The 17827-nt window shown below is 46.3% G+C and carries 19 protein-coding genes and 2 tRNA genes; 8 read left to right on the top strand and 13 right to left on the bottom strand.

Going from position 1 to position 17827, the window contains the following annotated elements; translation table 11 throughout:
* Positions 1-58 precede the first annotated feature (58 nt).
* Together AC0QUU_RS02155 and AC0QUU_RS02160 are read left to right on the top strand one after the other, a co-directional pair.
* Positions 59-3406: a YodL domain-containing protein gene (locus tag AC0QUU_RS02155; protein ID WP_058118381.1), complete on the top strand. Its 3348-nt coding sequence runs from the start codon at positions 59-61 to the stop codon at positions 3404-3406.
* A 4-nt stretch (positions 3407-3410) separates the two neighbouring features.
* Positions 3411-3620, top strand: a complete 210-nt coding sequence (locus tag AC0QUU_RS02160; protein ID WP_002584960.1) for a transposon-transfer assisting family protein — start codon at positions 3411-3413, stop codon at positions 3618-3620.
* 201 nt (positions 3621-3821) lie between these two features.
* Here the strand turns inward: AC0QUU_RS02160 and AC0QUU_RS02165 are convergent, their stop codons facing one another.
* The 3 genes from AC0QUU_RS02165 to AC0QUU_RS02175 all read right to left on the bottom strand — a co-directional run bounded on the left by AC0QUU_RS02165 (position 3822) and on the right by AC0QUU_RS02175 (position 6002).
* Positions 3822-5156 carry a relaxase/mobilization nuclease domain-containing protein gene (locus AC0QUU_RS02165; RefSeq protein ID WP_044942473.1) on the bottom strand — a complete coding sequence of 445 codons (1335 nt, stop codon included), beginning with the start codon at positions 5154-5156 and terminating at the stop codon, positions 3822-3824.
* Complete coding sequence (locus tag AC0QUU_RS02170; RefSeq protein ID WP_002584958.1) at positions 5117-5446, bottom strand: plasmid mobilization protein; 330 nt, start codon at positions 5444-5446, stop codon at positions 5117-5119. The genes AC0QUU_RS02165 and AC0QUU_RS02170 overlap by 40 nt, the downstream gene beginning before the upstream one ends.
* 199 nt (positions 5447-5645) lie before the next feature.
* The gene (locus AC0QUU_RS02175) at positions 5646-6002 is read right to left on the bottom strand and encodes a helix-turn-helix transcriptional regulator (RefSeq protein WP_044942672.1); all 357 of its coding nucleotides are present in this window, start codon (positions 6000-6002) and stop codon (positions 5646-5648) included.
* 398 nt (positions 6003-6400) lie between these two features.
* Between AC0QUU_RS02175 and AC0QUU_RS02180 the strand changes: the two genes are divergently transcribed.
* From AC0QUU_RS02180 to AC0QUU_RS02205, 6 genes are all read left to right on the top strand, one after another.
* Positions 6401-6586: a cysteine-rich KTR domain-containing protein gene (locus tag AC0QUU_RS02180; protein WP_003431289.1), complete on the top strand. Its 186-nt coding sequence runs from the start codon at positions 6401-6403 to the stop codon at positions 6584-6586.
* Positions 6587-6602: 16 nt separating this feature from the next.
* Positions 6603-7586 (top strand): 23S rRNA (adenine(2503)-C(2))-methyltransferase RlmN, encoded by a 984-nt coding sequence (gene rlmN, locus AC0QUU_RS02185; RefSeq protein ID WP_002584956.1) that lies wholly within the window; start codon positions 6603-6605, stop codon positions 7584-7586.
* Positions 7587-8059: 473 nt separating this feature from the next.
* The gene (locus tag AC0QUU_RS02190; protein ID WP_003502131.1) at positions 8060-8497 is read left to right on the top strand and encodes a sigma-70 family RNA polymerase sigma factor; all 438 of its coding nucleotides are present in this window, start codon (positions 8060-8062) and stop codon (positions 8495-8497) included.
* Positions 8481-8723 (top strand): helix-turn-helix domain-containing protein, encoded by a 243-nt coding sequence (locus AC0QUU_RS02195; protein ID WP_002604473.1) that lies wholly within the window; start codon positions 8481-8483, stop codon positions 8721-8723. The genes AC0QUU_RS02190 and AC0QUU_RS02195 overlap by 17 nt, the downstream gene beginning before the upstream one ends.
* Before the next feature lie 455 nt (positions 8724-9178).
* Positions 9179-9352, top strand: coding sequence for a transposon-encoded TnpW family protein (locus AC0QUU_RS02200; protein WP_002604472.1), 174 nt, complete (start codon positions 9179-9181; stop codon positions 9350-9352).
* 77 nt (positions 9353-9429) lie between these two features.
* Entirely contained in the window at positions 9430-11103 is a 1674-nt protein-coding gene (locus AC0QUU_RS02205) for a recombinase family protein (protein ID WP_058118380.1), read from the top strand.
* A 2-nt stretch (positions 11104-11105) separates the two neighbouring features.
* Here the strand turns inward: AC0QUU_RS02205 and AC0QUU_RS02210 are convergent, their stop codons facing one another.
* From AC0QUU_RS02210 to AC0QUU_RS02255, 10 genes are all read right to left on the bottom strand, one after another.
* Positions 11106-11336, bottom strand: a complete 231-nt coding sequence (locus AC0QUU_RS02210) for a hypothetical protein (protein ID WP_474544396.1) — start codon at positions 11334-11336, stop codon at positions 11106-11108.
* A 289-nt stretch (positions 11337-11625) separates the two neighbouring features.
* Positions 11626-12249, bottom strand: coding sequence for a bacterial Ig-like domain-containing protein (locus tag AC0QUU_RS02215; protein WP_474545505.1), 624 nt, complete (start codon positions 12247-12249; stop codon positions 11626-11628).
* The gene (locus AC0QUU_RS02220) at positions 12219-12785 is read right to left on the bottom strand and encodes a family 43 glycosylhydrolase (protein ID WP_474544397.1); all 567 of its coding nucleotides are present in this window, start codon (positions 12783-12785) and stop codon (positions 12219-12221) included. Before AC0QUU_RS02220 ends, AC0QUU_RS02215 begins: the two co-directional genes overlap by 31 nt.
* 204 nt (positions 12786-12989) lie before the next feature.
* Positions 12990-13250, bottom strand: coding sequence for a hypothetical protein (locus tag AC0QUU_RS02225; RefSeq protein ID WP_474544398.1), 261 nt, complete (start codon positions 13248-13250; stop codon positions 12990-12992).
* 72 nt (positions 13251-13322) lie between these two features.
* A tRNA-Asn gene (locus AC0QUU_RS02230) sits at positions 13323-13395 on the bottom strand.
* Between the two features lie 32 nt (positions 13396-13427).
* A tRNA-Ala gene (locus AC0QUU_RS02235) sits at positions 13428-13500 on the bottom strand.
* Positions 13501-13686: 186 nt separating this feature from the next.
* A complete protein-coding gene (locus AC0QUU_RS02240) occupies positions 13687-14505 on the bottom strand; it encodes a CvpA family protein (RefSeq protein WP_474544399.1) in 819 nt (272 codons plus the stop codon).
* Between the two features lie 8 nt (positions 14506-14513).
* A complete protein-coding gene (locus tag AC0QUU_RS02245) occupies positions 14514-15710 on the bottom strand; it encodes a DUF5711 family protein (RefSeq protein WP_474544400.1) in 1197 nt (398 codons plus the stop codon).
* 51 nt (positions 15711-15761) lie between these two features.
* On the bottom strand, positions 15762-16931 hold the full coding sequence (locus AC0QUU_RS02250) for a LysM peptidoglycan-binding domain-containing protein (protein ID WP_474544401.1): 1170 nt from the start codon (positions 16929-16931) through the stop codon (positions 15762-15764).
* Positions 16932-17044: 113 nt separating this feature from the next.
* On the bottom strand, positions 17045-17815 hold the full coding sequence (locus tag AC0QUU_RS02255) for a transposase (protein ID WP_474544402.1): 771 nt from the start codon (positions 17813-17815) through the stop codon (positions 17045-17047).
* Between the last annotated feature and the right edge of the window lie 12 nt (positions 17816-17827).

Here is a 17827-nt window from a genome sequence, read left to right on the forward strand (position 1 = left end):
TGCTTGTTGGGATAGTCCCAAACCCTTATATGACCGAGAAAGGACGTGATGAAAGAATATGCCGTATTCCTCATACGACCATGACAAATTGGAAACCGCCGAAACCATGCGGATAGAACGCCGGATATATTTTGAAGCAAAGGACAGGGAGATTGCCCCTTATGCTTCCTTGCCGATTGCGCAGCTACTTTCCATGCGCAGCGAAAGCGCGGCGGCAGAACAGGCGATTTTTGACGACCTTAAAGAACGCGCCGCCGCATGGGAAGAACAGGCGGGAAGAACGCTTTTGCTGGATAAAACACTTGAATATGTGAGAACGCCGCACGTCCAGCACACCGCTAACGAGTGGCAGACCACCGAGCATAACCGCCATATTCGCAGCAACCGGGTATATCAGATGAATTACTACATTTACGAGAATACCCGCTACGACAAAGAAGCGCAGAAATCTATCCCGTATTCATGGACGCTTACATGGAGCGTGCGCACCAACAGCCCAAGCAGAACCCAAGCGAAGATTGCCGGACAAGATAGAAAGGTTTTCACCGACAAGGCAGCTATGGAAAAGTATCTGAATGGGCGTATCAAAGCGTATGACCGTCTGTTTACGGAAATCTCCCCGCCTATCCCGCAGGAGTACGCCGACTATTTCAAAGTAAACGGTATGCTCATGCCGGACTACACCATAGAGGGCGAAGAACCCCCGCAGCAGCAACAGGCGGCAGCTATCCCCGAAAATACCGGGCAGGAAAAGGAGCGTGAACACATGAGCGAACAGTTTTCTATTATGATAGGCAACCGCAGCCGCTTTGACGCGGGCGACCCCGGCGGCTATTGGCTGGATATGCCCGCCACAAAGGAGCAGTTGCACGAAGCTATGCGGAACGTCGGCATTACCGCCGACAACCCGCAGGATTTTTCCATTCGCGGCTATTCCGACGACCCGGAGAAACATATTGCCTTGCCTTATGAAATGGTATGCGCCGCCGACGTGGACGAACTCAATTTTCTTGCGGCGCGGCTCGAACAGCTTGACCCCGCCGAGGTTGGCAAGCTGAACGCAGCCTTGCAGCAGAAAAACGGGCTTGCAAATATTGGACAGGTAATTGACTTCACCTACAACGTGGATTTCTACGTCCATATCCCCGAAGTACATAACTACCACGATTTGGGCGACTATTACTTAAATCAATCCGGCATGGTACAAATGCCCGAAGAATGGAAAGGCGGCATTGACCTTTCTACTTTTGGCAGGAACGCTGCCGCGCAGGAAAAAGGCGCGTTTACCGAGTACGGCTATATCGTGGAAAGCGGCGACGAGTGGGAACGGCAGTTTGAGGGGCGCGAAGTGCCGGAAGAATACCGCATTATGAGTTACCCGCAGCCGGAGCGCGGCGAACAGGACAAAGCCTATATGGACGCAGCCGAAACGCAGCAAGCAGACGCACAGGCCGCAGAGCCGCAGCAGCCCCGCCCCGTCGTCCCCATTATCCTTACTTCCGAAAAGCCCGCCGAAAAGGTAAAGGAGATCACCGCGCGTTTGGAACAGGGCGTACAGGCGATTTTTGACAGCGACCGCTACAAAGAGTTTCTTACTGCCATGTCGAAGTTTCACGATTACAGCTTGAATAACACTATCCTAATTGCCATGCAGGGCGGCAATTTGGTAAAGGGCTATTCACAATGGCAGAAAGAGTTTGACCGCCATGTAAAGAAAGGCGAGAAAGGCATTAAAATCTTTGCCCCCGCGCCCTACAAGGTGAAAAAGCTGGTTGATAAAATCGACCCCGAAACGAGAAAGCCCATGCTTGACCGCGAGGGAAAAGTGGTAAAGGAAGAAAAGGAAATCACCGTCCCCGCCTTTAAGGTTATAACCGTCTTTGATATTTCGCAGACCGAGGGCAAGGAGTTTCCCGACCTTTCCGTTAAACCGCTGCTTGCCGATGTGGAGCAGTACGAGGATTTTTTCGCCGCCCTTGAAAAAGCGTCCCCCGTCCCGATTGCATTTGAGCAGATCACAAACGGCGCAAATGGGTATTTCAGTTTGACCGACAAGCGTATTGCAATCAAAGAGGGCGTGAGTGAATTACAGGCGGTAAAGACCGCCATTCACGAAATCGCCCATGCGAAGCTGCACGACGTAGACTTAAACGCCCCGCCGGAGCAGCAAAACCGCGTTGACCGCCATACCTGCGAGGTAGAAGCGGAAAGCGTCGCTTATACGGTTTGCCAGCATTTCGGCCTTGATACTTCCGATTACTCTTTCGGCTATGTGGCTGGTTGGAGCAGCGGCAAGGAAATGACCGAGTTAAAAGCGTCCCTTGAAACAATACAGACCACCGCAAAGGAACTCATTACCGAGATTGAGGGGCATTTTACCGAGTTGCAGCAGCAGCGGCAAGCCGAGCAGGAGCAGGGCGATACCTTTTCCATTTATCAGTTAAAGCGCGGGGACGAAACAAGGGACTTGCGCTTTGAGCCTTATGACCGTCTGCAAGCGGCTGGACTTACCATTGACCGGGTAAATTATGAACTCGTCTATACTGCACCGCTTACAAAGGATATGACGCTGGGCGACATTTGGGAAAGGTTTAATATCGACCACCCCGCCGATTTCAAGGGGCATAGCCTTTCCGTTTCCGACATTGTTGTGCTTCATCAGAACGACGAGGACACCGCCCACTATGTAGACAGTATCGGTTTTCAGCAAGTGCCGGAGTTTTTGCAGGAGCAGCAGACCCCCGTATTTGACAAGCTGCCGCCCGAACAGCAGCAAGCCTTGTCCGACACCGTACAAGACACTTTGCAAATGCTGGTTGACGCAGACAAGCGGATTTATGGCGACGTTACGGGCAAGACCCTTGAAGCAATCGCGGCGCAAGGATATTCCTACAAGGACGGGCAGCTTGAAAAGCAGCAGCCGGAAGCGACCCCCGACAGCCTTTTGACGGGTGAAACCGTCAGAACGCCGAGGGGCAATTTTCATATTACCGATATGAGCCGTGAACAGATCGAAGCGGCGGGATTTGGTTTTCACCATGCGTCGGAGGACGGGAAGTATCTCATTATGGGGAATGGCACACAGGCTTATGCCATAGCCGCCGAGCAGCCGCAGCGGGATAATCCCTTAAAGCACGTCGAGGACACCATAGAGCAGAACGACAACAATTTTGACGGGCTTATCAACAATACGCCGCAAACGCCCACCGTTGCAGATTTTGAGCAGCGGGCAAAGGCGGGGGAAGCGATTTCCGTTACCGACCTTGCAAAAGCGGTAAAAGCCGAGAAACGGGAACAGCCGCAGAAAAAACCGTCCATTTTGAAGAAGCTGGACGAATACAAGAAACAGGCGGCGCAGCAGCCGAAAGATAAACAGAAAGAGCATAAAAAGGATTTGGAGGTTTGATAGCATGAATACCCGCTTTACCATTGAGGAAGAAAACATTGTTGCGATCTACGCCGAGGACAGCCGGGAAACAACGCTTGAAAATATCCTTGCCGCCATGCCCTACATGGACGAGGATATGCGCCAGCTTGCCGCCGCAGCGGTGAACAAGCTGCAAGCCATGACGGACAGCGAGTTTTCCGAAAGGGAGTTTATCTTGACCGACGAGGAATAGCCCATAGAAAACAGGGGCGCGGTTGCCGATTTCCGGCACCGCGCCCCTGTTCTTTTTTTGTCCTTGCGTGGACAATTAGAAAGCCGTTTTTGCGGGTTTGAATATACTTTATCGTCTATGCTGTTTCCCCGCGCTGGAAGCCGCAGAAACACAGGCGTTTTCAGCCCTTAACGTTCCACTTGCCACCCCATGTTTTGCGCCTTATCGCTCCTGCTCCCGCGCCCTGCTTTGGGACGGGTAAAGAATACTATCGACGTTCTTTTTGACAATGCCGTATTCTTGCATTTGCTTTTTCGCTTGGCGGTAATCCTCATACAATTTGCTTTTTCTGTCGTTTAAGCTGCTATACTCCTTGCGCAGCGCGGCGAGATCGGGCAGCTTCTTTATCTGCATTTCCTTTAATGCCCTTGCCGCAGCTTCAAACAGGATAATTTCGCTTTCATGCCCCCGCAGATACTTTTCCTTGTCCCGCGACTTCTTGTATTCCTCGTAAATCGGTTTTAATTGTCGGTATGTGGTCGTGTGCTTGATAAGCAGCGACAAATCAGACATACGCTGCTCTACGTCCTTAACCGCCCTTGCCGCCGCGTCATGGGCGGTCATAATATCGGCTATCTTGCTTTCAAGTTCGCTATAATACTCAATCTTGTTTTCGGTTAGGAAGTTCATGCTTTTAGCAGCCTGTTTCAGATTATGGATTTTTGCCCACCGTTCATAGCCCGCCGACTGTTGGGCTTTGATACTGTTTTCAAGATCGACGACAAGCCGGATTTTCTTATCTTCCCGCAGCGTTTTTGTTTTGGCAACATACACGCCCTTGATACGCTCCTTTATCGCTTCTTCCGTATAGGCCGCGCCGAGCGTCTTTGTGCGGGTAAACCGTTCCTGTCCGGCAGCGCGAAAGGAAATGTATTTGCCCTGTTTGATTTCATACCCCATTTCCTGCAAGCGGCGCAGCAGTTCGTCAAAATCTTTCACTTGGGGAATGAGAGTATCTATCGCCGTTTTCAGCTTTGCTTTGTAGCTTGTCCCTTGCTTTTCGGCGGTGTATTCTGCATAGCTTTTTCCCTTGTCCTGTCCCGGTACGACGACGGATAGCCCATGCTCTTTACATATCCTGTCGCTGGTGCGCCGGATAAAGTGATAGCTTTGCTTGTTGGAATGGTACTTTTTGTAGTCAACGAAGCTAACCGCGTTGAAAATCAAGTGATTATGCAGATGGTCTTTATCGACGTGAGTTGTCAAAACAAACTCATACTTGCCGCCTAATACCGCCCCGGCAAGTTCCATGCCGATTTTGTGCGCTTCTTCCGGTGTGGTTTCTCCCACCGCAAAGGATTGTATCAAGTGCCGCCCTAAATGTGTGCCGCGATCTCCGGCAGCTTCCCGCGTCCATGCAAACTCAATATCGGCGGTTTCCAGCCCGCAGCCGAAAGAGGACGCAAGCAGCTTCCCGTCTGTCTTTTCGGGATTTAAGATATAGTCTATCGCAGCCTTTAAGGTTGATTTAATAGGGTGCGTCTTTGTAACCGCCATATCTCGTCCACCGCCTTTTTAATGTCCTCTATATCCTGCCTGTAAACCGTCCCCGTCGCATTGGCGCGTTTTGCAATCTGGTTGATGTTCCGGCTCACCGCTTGCAGTTCCCGGATATATGCTTTTGTGTCGCTTCGGTCAACGACAAGAATATACCCGTCTATCGCCATTTTACGGAAGTATGCCCCATACTGCTTTATGGGAAGCTGCTTCATCTTCTCGTCGATCAGCCGCTTTTCTTCTTCCGTAACGTAAAACTTCATCTGTATATTTCTCTTTCGGTTTTCCATTTCCGCACCGCCTTTCGGTATAAGGGTTTGGGATTATCCCAACAAGCACTTTTCGCAAACGGGTACTCGTTTGCTGTGCTTGCTATCTACTCCTTATCCCGTTTCAAAGGCAGCGTTTGTTGCACTCTCTTTCTAATTTGGCGCAAAAAAAGATTGCAGCCCCTATGCGCTGCAATCTCCTGCTTCCCATATTGTGAGGTTAGTCCTCTGCTTGTTCGACTTCTGTTATCTCCCTTGCCGTTGCGGTTACAATCCGTATGCCTTTATCGCTCATACCGTCCAGCAGCGCGTCAAGCTGCCGCCGCCCGGTGGATTTCTCCGCATTGCTGTTCGGGAAGAAAAATTGATCTACCGAAATATGATACCGGGTTACAAGGTCATAGAATACCTGTAAACTCGGCTGTTGTCCCTTGTTCTCGATATTCGCAAGGTAGCGCGGGGAAATATATAACTCGTCGCTTACCTTTTTGCGGCTCTCGCCGTATTCATTTCTCGCGGCTTTTATAGCTGCCCCGAAAGCCTTAAAGTCGTACAATGGTACGGGTCTTTTTGCCATTTTCATTCACCCTGTTACATTTTACAGTTCACCTTTCTTTTTGGATATGTCCACACAATTCATATCATTAGGTTAAATACTTCCTGTTGTGTATTGACAGTAGACTGATTTTCTGATAAAATAAAATTTATGTAAAAGGAGGCGGCGTTTATGTTGCATAGCATGCGTATTAGATAAGCATTGAAAAAAAGGATTTTCCCATTTTCAACATGGGCTTTTTTGTCATGCTTATTTTGCGGATGCTATACAAAAAACTAACGACGTATAGATATAGTATAGACATAGTGCAAGCTATGCCTTAGTTTTGTTGTACTGCTCTGTGCATTATAAATGCAGGTCAATGCTCATGTTGAGGATTGACCTGCATTTTTTTGTGTAAAAAGGACGAGTGAAATATAATGCTTAAAAAATATTGGATAAAATGTCCGATTTGTAACGGAAAGACGAGAGTTCAAGTATTTCATAATACTGTATTAAAAGATTTTCCTCTTTTCTGCCCTAAATGCAAATTGACGCATATCATTGATGTAGAAAAATTAGAGATTGTAATCAAAAATACAGAAAAACAAACTTTTATTATTTAGAAGAAAGGATATAAAAATGAAACGTTTACCTAAATATACGCCTGCGGAAGTACGGAATGATCCATACGGATTTACTTACAAAGAAATGTCGGAAGTTATTGGCGAGAATGAAGCAAAAGCCTTATATGAAGAATTATATAAGCAATTACCACGCAAAAAAAATCTATCAATGTTGGTAAAAAATATTTGCAAAAGCAGTGATACTGAAAAGTATGTTTACGAACTGAAAGACAACAAATACATTGAAACGGTTTTTATCAAGCGGCGAGATGGTGGAACTGTTTGCGTGAGCACACAAGTCGGTTGTCCTGTTGGTTGTATTTTTTGTGAGTCCGGGCGAAATGGCTTTGTTCGTAATCTAACATCGTCAGAAATCGTACAACAGATTATATTGTTGCGTCGAAAAGTAAACCGTATCGTTTTTATGGGTATGGGAGAGCCTTTATTCAATTATGACAACTTGATAAAAGCAATCCATATTCTCCGAGATAGATATGGGCTCAACTTTCCAACCGACGGCATTACCATATCAACAGTTGGTCCGGTCGATCAATTAAAAAAATTGCGCGAGGAACATCTTAAAATTCAGTTGACAATATCTTTACACGCAGCAACACAATCTGCAAGAAATCGTATTATTCCTCACATGCGCATATATGCTATTGAAGATGTTGTTAAGCAAGCCTTATCCTATTCTGAAAGGCATAATCGCAAAATTGTCTTTGCGTATTTGCTTTTACCGGGTATAAATGACCGGCCCTCAGATGTAAGACAACTTGCAAAATGGTTTCGGGGCAAAAAAGTTATGATTAACGTGTTACAATACAACCCAACAAGCAATTCAAGAATTAAAGCACCACAGAAACGGGAAATAGTTGCATTCAAACATCAATTAGAGCAAGCAGGACTTGAAGTTACTATGAGAGTTTCTCATGGCAGAGAGATTAACGCGGCTTGTGGACAGTTAGCTAACACATATAATAAATTCAAAAAAAAATGATTAAAAGTGCCAGACGCATAGACGCAGAGCCGATAACGCATTAGGTCAAAAAACCTATGTGTTATCGGCTTTTTTATTTAATATTGCGCAAAAGCCGCTGTTCCCTATTATAGAATGGATTGCGGGTAGTGTATTAAAGTCGCCCTTTTTTAAGGATACGGCGGTATCGGGGAGGTATCGCCGTGTCCATTTTTATTTACTGTAACCCGCCTAATGCTTTGCGGTCAAAAAAAGCTATGCTCCGCAAGCGGGATATTCCGGCTATGAGTATGAACTGTCAATACATCTAAATACTTCTTACATTTCCTTTGCGCTCGTCCGCGTCTTGCGGACGGGCGCATTTTGCTTTTTTCAACTTTTTTCTGAAAAACGCACTCAAGAGCCATCTCCCGAACGGGTACGGAGCGAAAGGGGCAGAGAGGACAAGCCCTTAACTCCCGTCCTCTACTCCACGCGGGAAGGAGGTGAACTCTATGGAGCTATCTTCTTCCGACAAGGAAAGAATACAACATCAGTACGACGCATTAGCAAAGAAAACTTTGGTTGGCGAAGCGAAAAGCCACCGCCGCACTCTTGCGAAACGCGCAGCACGCGAAGTACCTTTTTCGGATTTGAGCGAAAGCGAACTCGCGCAGCTTTTCACAACGGACGAATACAAAAGCGATTATTTCCGTTTTCAAGTGTCCGGCTTTGATGTACTCGTCAAAAATGAACTGCTTGCCGAAGCCCTTAACGCTTTGCCCGAAAGGAAACGCGACATTATCCTTTTGTCCTACTTCTTGGACATGAGCGACGCGGAAATTGCTGAACTGCTGAATGTTGTACGCACGACGGTTTTCCGGCACAGGAAATCCGCGCTTGCGAAAATCAAACAGTATTTGGAGGGAAAAGCAGATGATGAATACCGTTAGGAAATCTGAAAATCTGTTGCCGTTCCCTGTCATTTCCGCAGCGGCAAACGGCGACACAACCGCCATGTGCGCGATCTTGAAGCATTACGAGGGTTACATAGCGAAACTTTGTACCCGCACGCTGAAAGACGACGCGGGCAATACCTATTCCTATGTGGACGAGGAAATGCGTAACAGGCTGCAAGTGCGCCTTATTACCCGCACCCTTGCTTTTCATGTAGGATAATCTTTTAGCCCATGCGGGGAGCGTGTCCCCTTTCCACGCTTCCCGTTATGGGCTATTTGTCGTTCCGTAACAGCACATCGGAAACGGTGTACTGTTACAGGCCGACAAAGCCTATTGTTCCTTGACAAAGAAAGCGGCCTTTGGTGCGCAGCATAACAGGCAACGGGTACATTCCGTCTGTACCGAGCCGGGCGGCGGGTACGCCATGACCGCTTTTCCCCGTTGGGGAAAAGTCGAGCGAGAACTACCGCGCCGTAAAACAAGTTTAGCAGCTTGTGGGCGACGACATACAAGGCGGCACAATGATACTCCCGCGTTGAACACCCTCAAAGTATTGCGCGGCGCACCCATAAGCATGGGCCGGGGTGAAACTCCCGTGAGGTTGCAGCTAACAACCGCCCGTTTTGCCTTTTGACGAATATAGTTTATCCATACAGGAAAAGGAGGTTTTTCTAATGGATAAAAAACAGACAATTACAACCGAACGCAAAATAGGGAAAATCACCTATCTTGTTCAAGCGTTGCCGAGTGAAAAGGCAACCGATACAATCCATAAAAAGATTGAAAAACTCATTGTAAAGGATTTGCAGAAAAAGCCCGGAAATCCGGGCTTTTTAGCGTCCGAGTAGTGCATTAGGCGGCGGGATATGGTATAATGATAGCAACACATTATACCTGTTTATTCGGCTGTCGGAAAGGAGGACTAATGTTACAGTCGAATAAAATCACCGCCCTTTACTGCCGTTTAAGTCAAGAGGATATGCAGGCCGGAGAAAGCGGAAGCATACAGCACCAAAAAATGATACTTCAACGCTATGCGGACGAACACCATTTTTTGAACACAAAGTTTTTTGTGGACGACGGATTTTCCGGCGTGAGTTTTGAGCGCGAGGGGCTGCAAGCGATGTTGCAGGAAGTGGAAGCCGGACGAGTGGCGACGGTTATTACCAAAGACCTCTCCCGTCTTGGCAGAAACTATCTGAAAACGGGCGAACTCATAGAGATTGTATTTCCCGAAAACGGAGTGCGCTATATCGCGATTAACGACGGAGTTGACACAGCGCGGGAGGATAACGAGTTTACCCCCTTGCGGAACTGGTTTAACGAGTTTTACGCCCGCGATACAAGCAAGAAAATCCGTGCAGTTAAACAGGCACAGGCGCAAAAAGGCGAGCGTGTCAACGGGGAATATCCATACGGCTATATCCCAGACCCGAACAACCGCCACCACCTTATACCCGACCCGGAAACCGCGCCGATTGTCAAACAGGTTTTCGCTATGTTTGTTAGCGGCGTGCGTATGTGCGAAATCCAAAAATGGCTTGCGGAAAACAAAGTCTTGACGATTGGAGCGTTGCGCTATCAGCGCACAGGACAGGCGCGGTATCAGCGGGCAATGATCGCCCCCTATACTTGGCCGGACAAAACGCTCTATGACATATTAGCAAGGCAGGAATATTTAGGGCATACCATAACCGCGAAAACTCACAAGGTATCCTACAAGTCGAAAAAGACCCGGAAGAACGAAGAAGAACAACGCTATTTCTTCCCAAACACCCATGAGCCGCTTGTTGACGAGGAAACCTTTGAACTTGCGCAAAAGCGGATTGCTACCCGCCACCGCCCGACAAAAGCAGCGGAGATTGATATTTTTTCCGGCTTGCTGTTTTGCGCTGGTTGCGGACATAAGATGTATTACCAACAGGGCGTAAATATCGAGCCGCGCAAGTTTTCCTATTCTTGCGGCGCATGGCGCAACAGGGCAAGGACAGGCAGCGAGTGTACCTCTCATTATATCCGCAAAAACGTACTTCTTGATTTAGTGCTGGAAGATATGCGGCGGATTTTGCGGTATGTTAAGGAACACGAACAGGACTTTATCTGTAAAGCTACCGAGTACGGCGACATGGAAGCGAGAAAGGCATTAGCGCAGCAGCAAAAGGAACTTTCCAAAGCACAGGCGCGTATGACCGAACTTGACACGCTTTTCCGCAAGCTGTATGAGGACAACGCATTAGGCAGACTGACAGATGAACGGTTTGTGTTTCTAACTTCCGGCTATGAGGACGAAAAGAAATCCCTTGCCGCAAGGATAGACGAGTTACAACAGCAGATCGCAACCGTTACCGAGCGAAAAAGGGATATATCAAGGTTTATTCAGATTGTCGGGAAATACAGCGACATACAGGAATTGACCTATGAAAACGTCCATGAGTTTATCGACCGTATCTTGATACACGAATTGGATCGGGAAACCAACACCCGGAAAATCGAAATCCATTACAGCTTTGTCGGACAGGTTGATACCGAGCAGGAGCCGACGCAAGTTGTCAACCATGACCGCCGTAACATGGTTGATGTAAAAAGTATCGCTATCTAACCTCAGCAAATATCAATCCCTGCCTCCCTCAGTGTCTCAATATCACTGTAAACCGTTTTCCGGTCCGCGGACATTCCGTAACTGTGCAGCAGCCTGTCAAGATCCGCTGCTGAAAGAGTGTGGGTCTCATCAGTCTTTTCCATGAGGATTTTCAAAATATAAAGAAGTCTTAGTTTTACAGCTGAAACTGCCATTTCATTCATCACCGCCTGAACGATCAGTTCTTTTTCCAATAAACCGTTTCTTTTATGGGGTGATTATAGCATATTCCATCGGATCCGCATGAAAATATTTCATTAAGTTTTTCAATTTCTCTGATGCGCCTCCGGCTCATAAAAACTTATTCTTCTTCCATATAGTCTCTGTAATCTGATTCGTCTGCAAACAGAAGATATTCTCCGTCTACATATCCCATATAACCTTCTCCTACAAAATATCCTTTCATAGCCAGACCCTCCTGTTTCTTTCTTTGTTTTCTTCAGTTTAGCAGGCTGGCTGTACAAAAGTTTCCACACCCATGTTTTATATTGGTCTATTGTTATCATCGCAGGCATCGTTGCAAAAAATCAAACAGCAAAGAAGATTTTCAATAATTCTTCCGACAACAGCTAAAAACAGAGGAGCAGCAATACTGCTGCCATCAGCATTCCGCCTGCCGGCAGAAACAGATTTGTGCTGTCTCCTGTCTGATCTGCAGCCTGTGATGAACCAGACGGCTTCTGCGTATGTATCTGAAGACTGCCCCGGATCTGACGGCTCAGAAGGTTCTGAGGGTTCCGTCGGCTCTGACGGCTCACTCGGATCAGAAGGTTCGGACGGGTCACCCGGCTCTTCTTTTTCAGCTACCGTTACCGTAAATGTCACCGTCTCACCTCCATAGGTTATAGTCACTGTCTGTGATCCCATAATATCCGGATCATAGCCGCTTACCGTATAGCCGCCTTCGCCGGCCTGGATCTCGGTCCGGCTTCCGTCACTATATACTGCTGTTACAGTCAGGCCGCTCAGATCAAGGACTTCTCCCAGTTCATATTCGGTCTTCATATCTCCGCTGAGTTCAATGCTCTCAAGAGTCGGCTCCGGCTGAGGCTCGTCCCCTTTTACAGATACCGGTCCTACGCCTTCCAGCGTCGGTGTGATCTGCATATATCCGTTTTCATCAAACGTAATTTCATCAATACAAGTCTCTCTGTGTACGCCCAGTCCGTCTGAAGATGTAAATATGCCGACCGGTGTATAGAATCTGTGGTATGCCATAAAGTATCTGTCACGCCGTAGTTTACGTGGTAGTTCGGGCTGTTTGCGTCATCGCAGGACCAGGTCCAGTGATATTTGCCGTCAACCTTGATCACTACAACGGATTCACGGAAGTCTGTCAGACCATTGATCTGGCGGATGCTTCCCTCTTTGATGCTCATCATGTCGTCATTCAGCTCTGCGATTGCCGCTGATCCGTTTCCAAACAGGATATAGGATGTTCCGTCATCATCTGTAAAGATAGACGGGTCAATTGCCTGTCCCATGCTGACTCCGGCGCTGCTGCCTGTCCAGTTTGCTTTTCCGATCTGGACAATGCTGTTGCTTCCAAGAATAGTTTCGATTCTGTAGCCGCTGTTCTGCTCTGCCTGCTTCACACCGTTTACATAAATGCTGGTCTCAAATCTGCTGAGAACAACATCCACATGTACCCAATCTGTTCCTGTTGCAGCAGAAGGATTTGCCGGGCGGCTTCCGTTGTTATTGTCGTTCTACTTTCGTAGAGCCGCCTGCCTCCAGAATACCGATATAGGTCTCTCTGTTATAAACCTGCTGATTTCCGTTCGGGGCTGCATAGAATACCCAGTTGGTCGTAGAAGACTGGTCCGGTTTTGCTTCATAAGAAATTGTCAGCTCGGTAGCGCCTGACAGCAGGCTGTTGCCTCCGCGTCTGTCACAGTAAGGAAGTTATCAGATGAGCCGTCCAGATACAAAGCATTCCTGCCGTCTGTTTCCTGAACCGCCGGTGAGCCCACAAGCGCCGCCTGAGCCTGGCCGCCCCGGAAACCGGTTGCAGTATCGTCAAAAGTGAACTGCATCATAGTACACACCATGGAAGCTGCAAGGAACGATGCAATTACTTTTTCCCGAATAGATTTTCTACTTTTCACCCTTTTCTCCTTTCCAGATTTAATTTCGGGCACAAAAAAACCCGTAAACGTTGAATTTACGGGTTTTGTGAGCTCCCCCTGTTGGACTTGAACCAACGACACTTCGGTTAACAGCCGAATGCTCTACCGACTGAGCTAAGGAGGAATATTTAATTTTCAGCAGCTTTTACTGCCAAGTGGAGAATACGAGAGTCGAACTCGTGACCTCCTGCTTGCAAGGCAGGCGCTCTCCCAACTGAGCTAATCCCCCAGGAGTTCTTATAAAAAACTTCTTATAAGAACTTTTATACAATACCATATTTTAAATATACTGTCAATATATTTTCCGTCTTTTACTGCCTTTTTTGCGATGCCCTTCCGTCTTTACTCAATACGGCGCCGGCCGCTCTGTTTCCGCAGATTTTCCTGCTTCAACCACTATGAATTATATTCTTTCTCAGAGTCCCGTCAGCCGGAGAAGGAACGGATTGCAGTTGTACAGGAATGTCAGAATACTGCTTTTTTCCACCATGTCAAAACAGGCGCTTCCCACTGCAGTCGAATACAATAATGTTATAATCAGAAATCCAAGCCATATTACAACAAGTCCCAGAACAAGCCCCAGTGCGCCTCCGGCTATGTGATTGATCAGTCCCAGAACCGGAAGTTCGCCGATAATATTTACCGCAAACATAAGTGCTTTTACAATGATAATCGCCAGCAGAAATGTCACCAGGAAGGACAGTACGTTGAGAACGAGCCGTGATATAGAGGCTGCCACATAGGCCGGAAAGCTGTTCACGCCCAGTTCTCCGTACACTGTACTGTTGTTATTTTCCAGAAGCATATCCTTAATAAACGCGGGTACAGATGCATTTTCTATTTCGCTGATCTGTACATCTTTCGGAATCTCGCCGAGCACACTGAGGATATCCTCCGGTGTAATGCCAAGTGCCTTCCAGTCGAGATCATTCAGATTTTCCAGCTCTTCCGGGCTCAGATTTTCCAGCGGAGTTCCGCTCAGATCAAGATTGGCAAGCTCATCCTCCGATATCTCCGGCATAAATGTCTCCACACATTTTTGTTCAATCAGCTCATCTATAGGTGTATATTTTTCCAGCGCGTCTGCCACAAACGGGGACAGAAAAAGCACAAGTATAAGAGTCAGAACTGTTGACAGAAGAGACAGTCCGAATTTCAGAAATCCCTGAATATAACCTATAATAATACAAATTATAAAAATTACCGCAACTATAATTAACAGCCAGTTTCCCATAGTATCACCTATTTCGTCAGATAAATCACACGCAGTTCATCGACGCTCATCACATAGTATCTGTTTAATCCTGCCGCACGGGACATCTCCAGAATTTCGACATCCAGATCTCCCTCATATTTCAGAATGCCTGTTATTGTAACAATACAGCAGTTGCTTCCATCATACATTATGATTTCGTCACCGTCAATTTTCACATTGCTGTAGTCGCCGTCAATCTCCCGGTTCAGAATCTGATTTCCGCTGCGATTGTACAGCCGGAGTTCATATCCGGATTTATCCCGGTTCAGCAGAATAAATCCGATATATCTGTCCGAATGAAATACACTTCTGATTTCCTGGCCAATCTGTACTTCACTTTCCTTTTCAGGTATATCACTTCCTCTGTAAATCGCAAAACAGTTGTCGCCTATAACAACGGATCTGTTATTTCCCATAAAGAAGATGTCTGCCATAACGGTATTGTCATATATATCGGTGGTTACTTTATTGTCTGTTTCTTCCTGTCCCGTCTCACCAAAATTGTAATATATTACTCTTGACTTCAGTGATGTTCCCTGTGTATACAGATAAGAAACAGCAAGTATTGTTCCGTCATCCGACAATTCAAGAGCCGTCGGATATCCCAGTGTATTCATTGTAATCTGCTGCTCTACCAGAATATTACCCGTAGCGTCATAAGACATAATTCTGGGAGAATTTTCATTCTTCAGAATCGCACTTACGATTCCCTGGTTTGAGACTGTGATCTTCTCTATGGGAAGCGTTGTCTCAATCTCGCCTTTCAGGCCGTCTTCTGTAAATACGAAAATACTGTTTCCGCCATTGTCTGCTACCGCGAAAGCCTCGTCCCTGACTTCAATAATCGGATTCTGCAGCTGAACCGGCTGAATCCACTGCTCTTCGTTCTTTTTATTTAAAAATACAACCCCATCCCTGCTATAACGGATAAAACCACCGGCAAAACTGGCATAATTGTTCGAATCTGAAATATCATTTTTATATTCTGTCGCCAGACGGGCCTGACCGTAACTCTGGTTTTTCAAAAGCAGATATGTACCGCACACAGCCAGGATAATAATTACTGCCATTACAAGAATTCTTCTGACTTTTTCCCGGCGCAGCCGTCCTGTCTGCTTTTTTATCTCTTCCAGATCTTCCGGGGGCTTCACAATTTTCAAATGAGGATTTTTCTTTTGCGTCATAATACTCCCCTTGCTGCTGGTTTTCGTTTTCCTGTTGAGTATAGCACGATTTTATGGTAATAGCAATTTCTGACCTACATAAATCAGATTTCCATCTGTAATGCCGTTCATTCTGCAGATCGCATCCACATGAGTTACATCCCCGTACATTTTTCTGCTTATAATCGCCAGGGTATCGCCTTTTTCAACAATGTAAACGCCATCGCTTCCGTTTTCCGAAGAACTTGTCCCTCCGTCAGATGTCTGCGTATCCGCGGCATTCTGACCGGACTCGTCCTCATTCTGTGCATCTGCATCTGAACTGTCGTTCTGTGAATCTTCTGTCTTCTGTGAATCCGCATCATCCGCCTGTATCCCGGCTGCATCTGTTTCGTCTGGTTCTGCCTCATTATCGGAAGTAACCGCCGTTACCTGACCGCTTGTCTCCTGTGTCTCGACAGTATCTGTCTTTCCGGTAAGACTGTTCAGCGTACTCTGGACGGATTTCATCCGGTCAAAACTGCTTATCATAGTAACTCCCATAACGATCACAATAAGCACAAGAGCCGCGCTTGCCGCATACATCAGATTTCCTGTCTTTTTCTGTCTCTGACGCTCCCCGCGTGTTCTAACCATATTACGAAAGTCCTTCGCAGCTCTGTCTTCAACAGTTTCCGTGGCAGACACCCCATTTTTTTTTCGACTGGAAATCATGTAGTTCTGCATACACGGATTTTTTTCATAATACGTGTAATGACCGCTGATTTCCATCAGATCATTCATTTTATGTACATAGTATGTTTCATCTTTCTCCACAGGATCCTTCATAATAAATACTGTGTTTTTCTTTGGAAATGATTTCTTGTGAAGCTTTACTGTAGACGGTTCCGGCGTCAGAGGCACTCCCGGATGAGCCACAAACCATCCGAGCATCTCTCCGTCTTCAAAAAACTGTTTGCAGTCCTCATAAGCGCAGCGCCAGGTATTTTCATCAATCACATATTCATTCCCCGACAGTTTCAGCTCATGCATCTGAACCGCGCCGTATATATATACATACTCTTCATCACTTCCTGTTACTATATCGCCGATCAGAAATGCCCCTATGGGAGTATTTCCTCCTTTCTCACATTTCTCGCACAACTGAGCAAGAAAAGTATCAACATAATCTTCAACATATATCTTGGGACTATCGCTTACATTCCCGATCTGACGAACATTTTTTGGTAACTGTCTTTCCATCTATATTCACCTCTGCTTAAATTTTTTCTAAGCATAGCATAAAGAATTAGCTGAATTTATCAGTTGATGTCAGACAAGTTCGACAAAAGGGGACGGACCCTTTTGGAAAGGGGTCAGTCCCCTTTGGCCAATATTTTCAGAATATTCTCAATCTTATTTTCCGACATTCCCAGCTCCTGCCTGCATTTCCGTAGACAGTCTTTCCTGAAAAAGGGCACGTTTTCTAATGTTTTTAGTTTTTCAATGCCTCGGCTCCGGGCGTATTTTTTTATCCAGTGTTTTGCTCTCTGGAAATCATGTTCTTCTTTTTCTTCTTTAATGTCCAGGAATTCCTGATTGTCAAAATTATTGTGAAATTCGAGAAATTCATCGAAATTTTTGAATCTTTTTTCGAGTATGTGGAATATTTCTTCTGATACGATTCCCTGTGTTCTTTCTTTATCAGAACCAAAATAATACACCGCACTGCTGAATAAATATGCTCTTACATCTGAAGTCAGCCCGGCTTTTACAGGATTGTTATGAATATAACGCACACAGCTTAACAGATATCCCTCCGTTTCCACACAGCTGCTGAAGAATCTTCCCTGAAATACATGGCCGCTTTTCTGGTATTTACAGTTATAGTAAACGGCATAGTTTGAGTTTGTTTCCTGTATAAAAAGGGAAAGGGCCTTAAACTCTACCTTTGCAAGTATATGCACATGATTTGACATAATACAATATGCATATATTTTCACTTCGAATTTTTCTGCCTGGGTTTTCATAATCCCAAAGAAGTAATTTTTATCTTTTGACTCGGGGAATATATTTTCCTGATTATTTCCTCTGGAAACTATATGATATACATCTGTTCCACTTTGTTTCCGCCTGGTCCTCGGCATTAATCTCCTCCT

The sequence above is a fragment of the Mediterraneibacter sp. HA8405 genome (genome assembly GCF_056148955.1).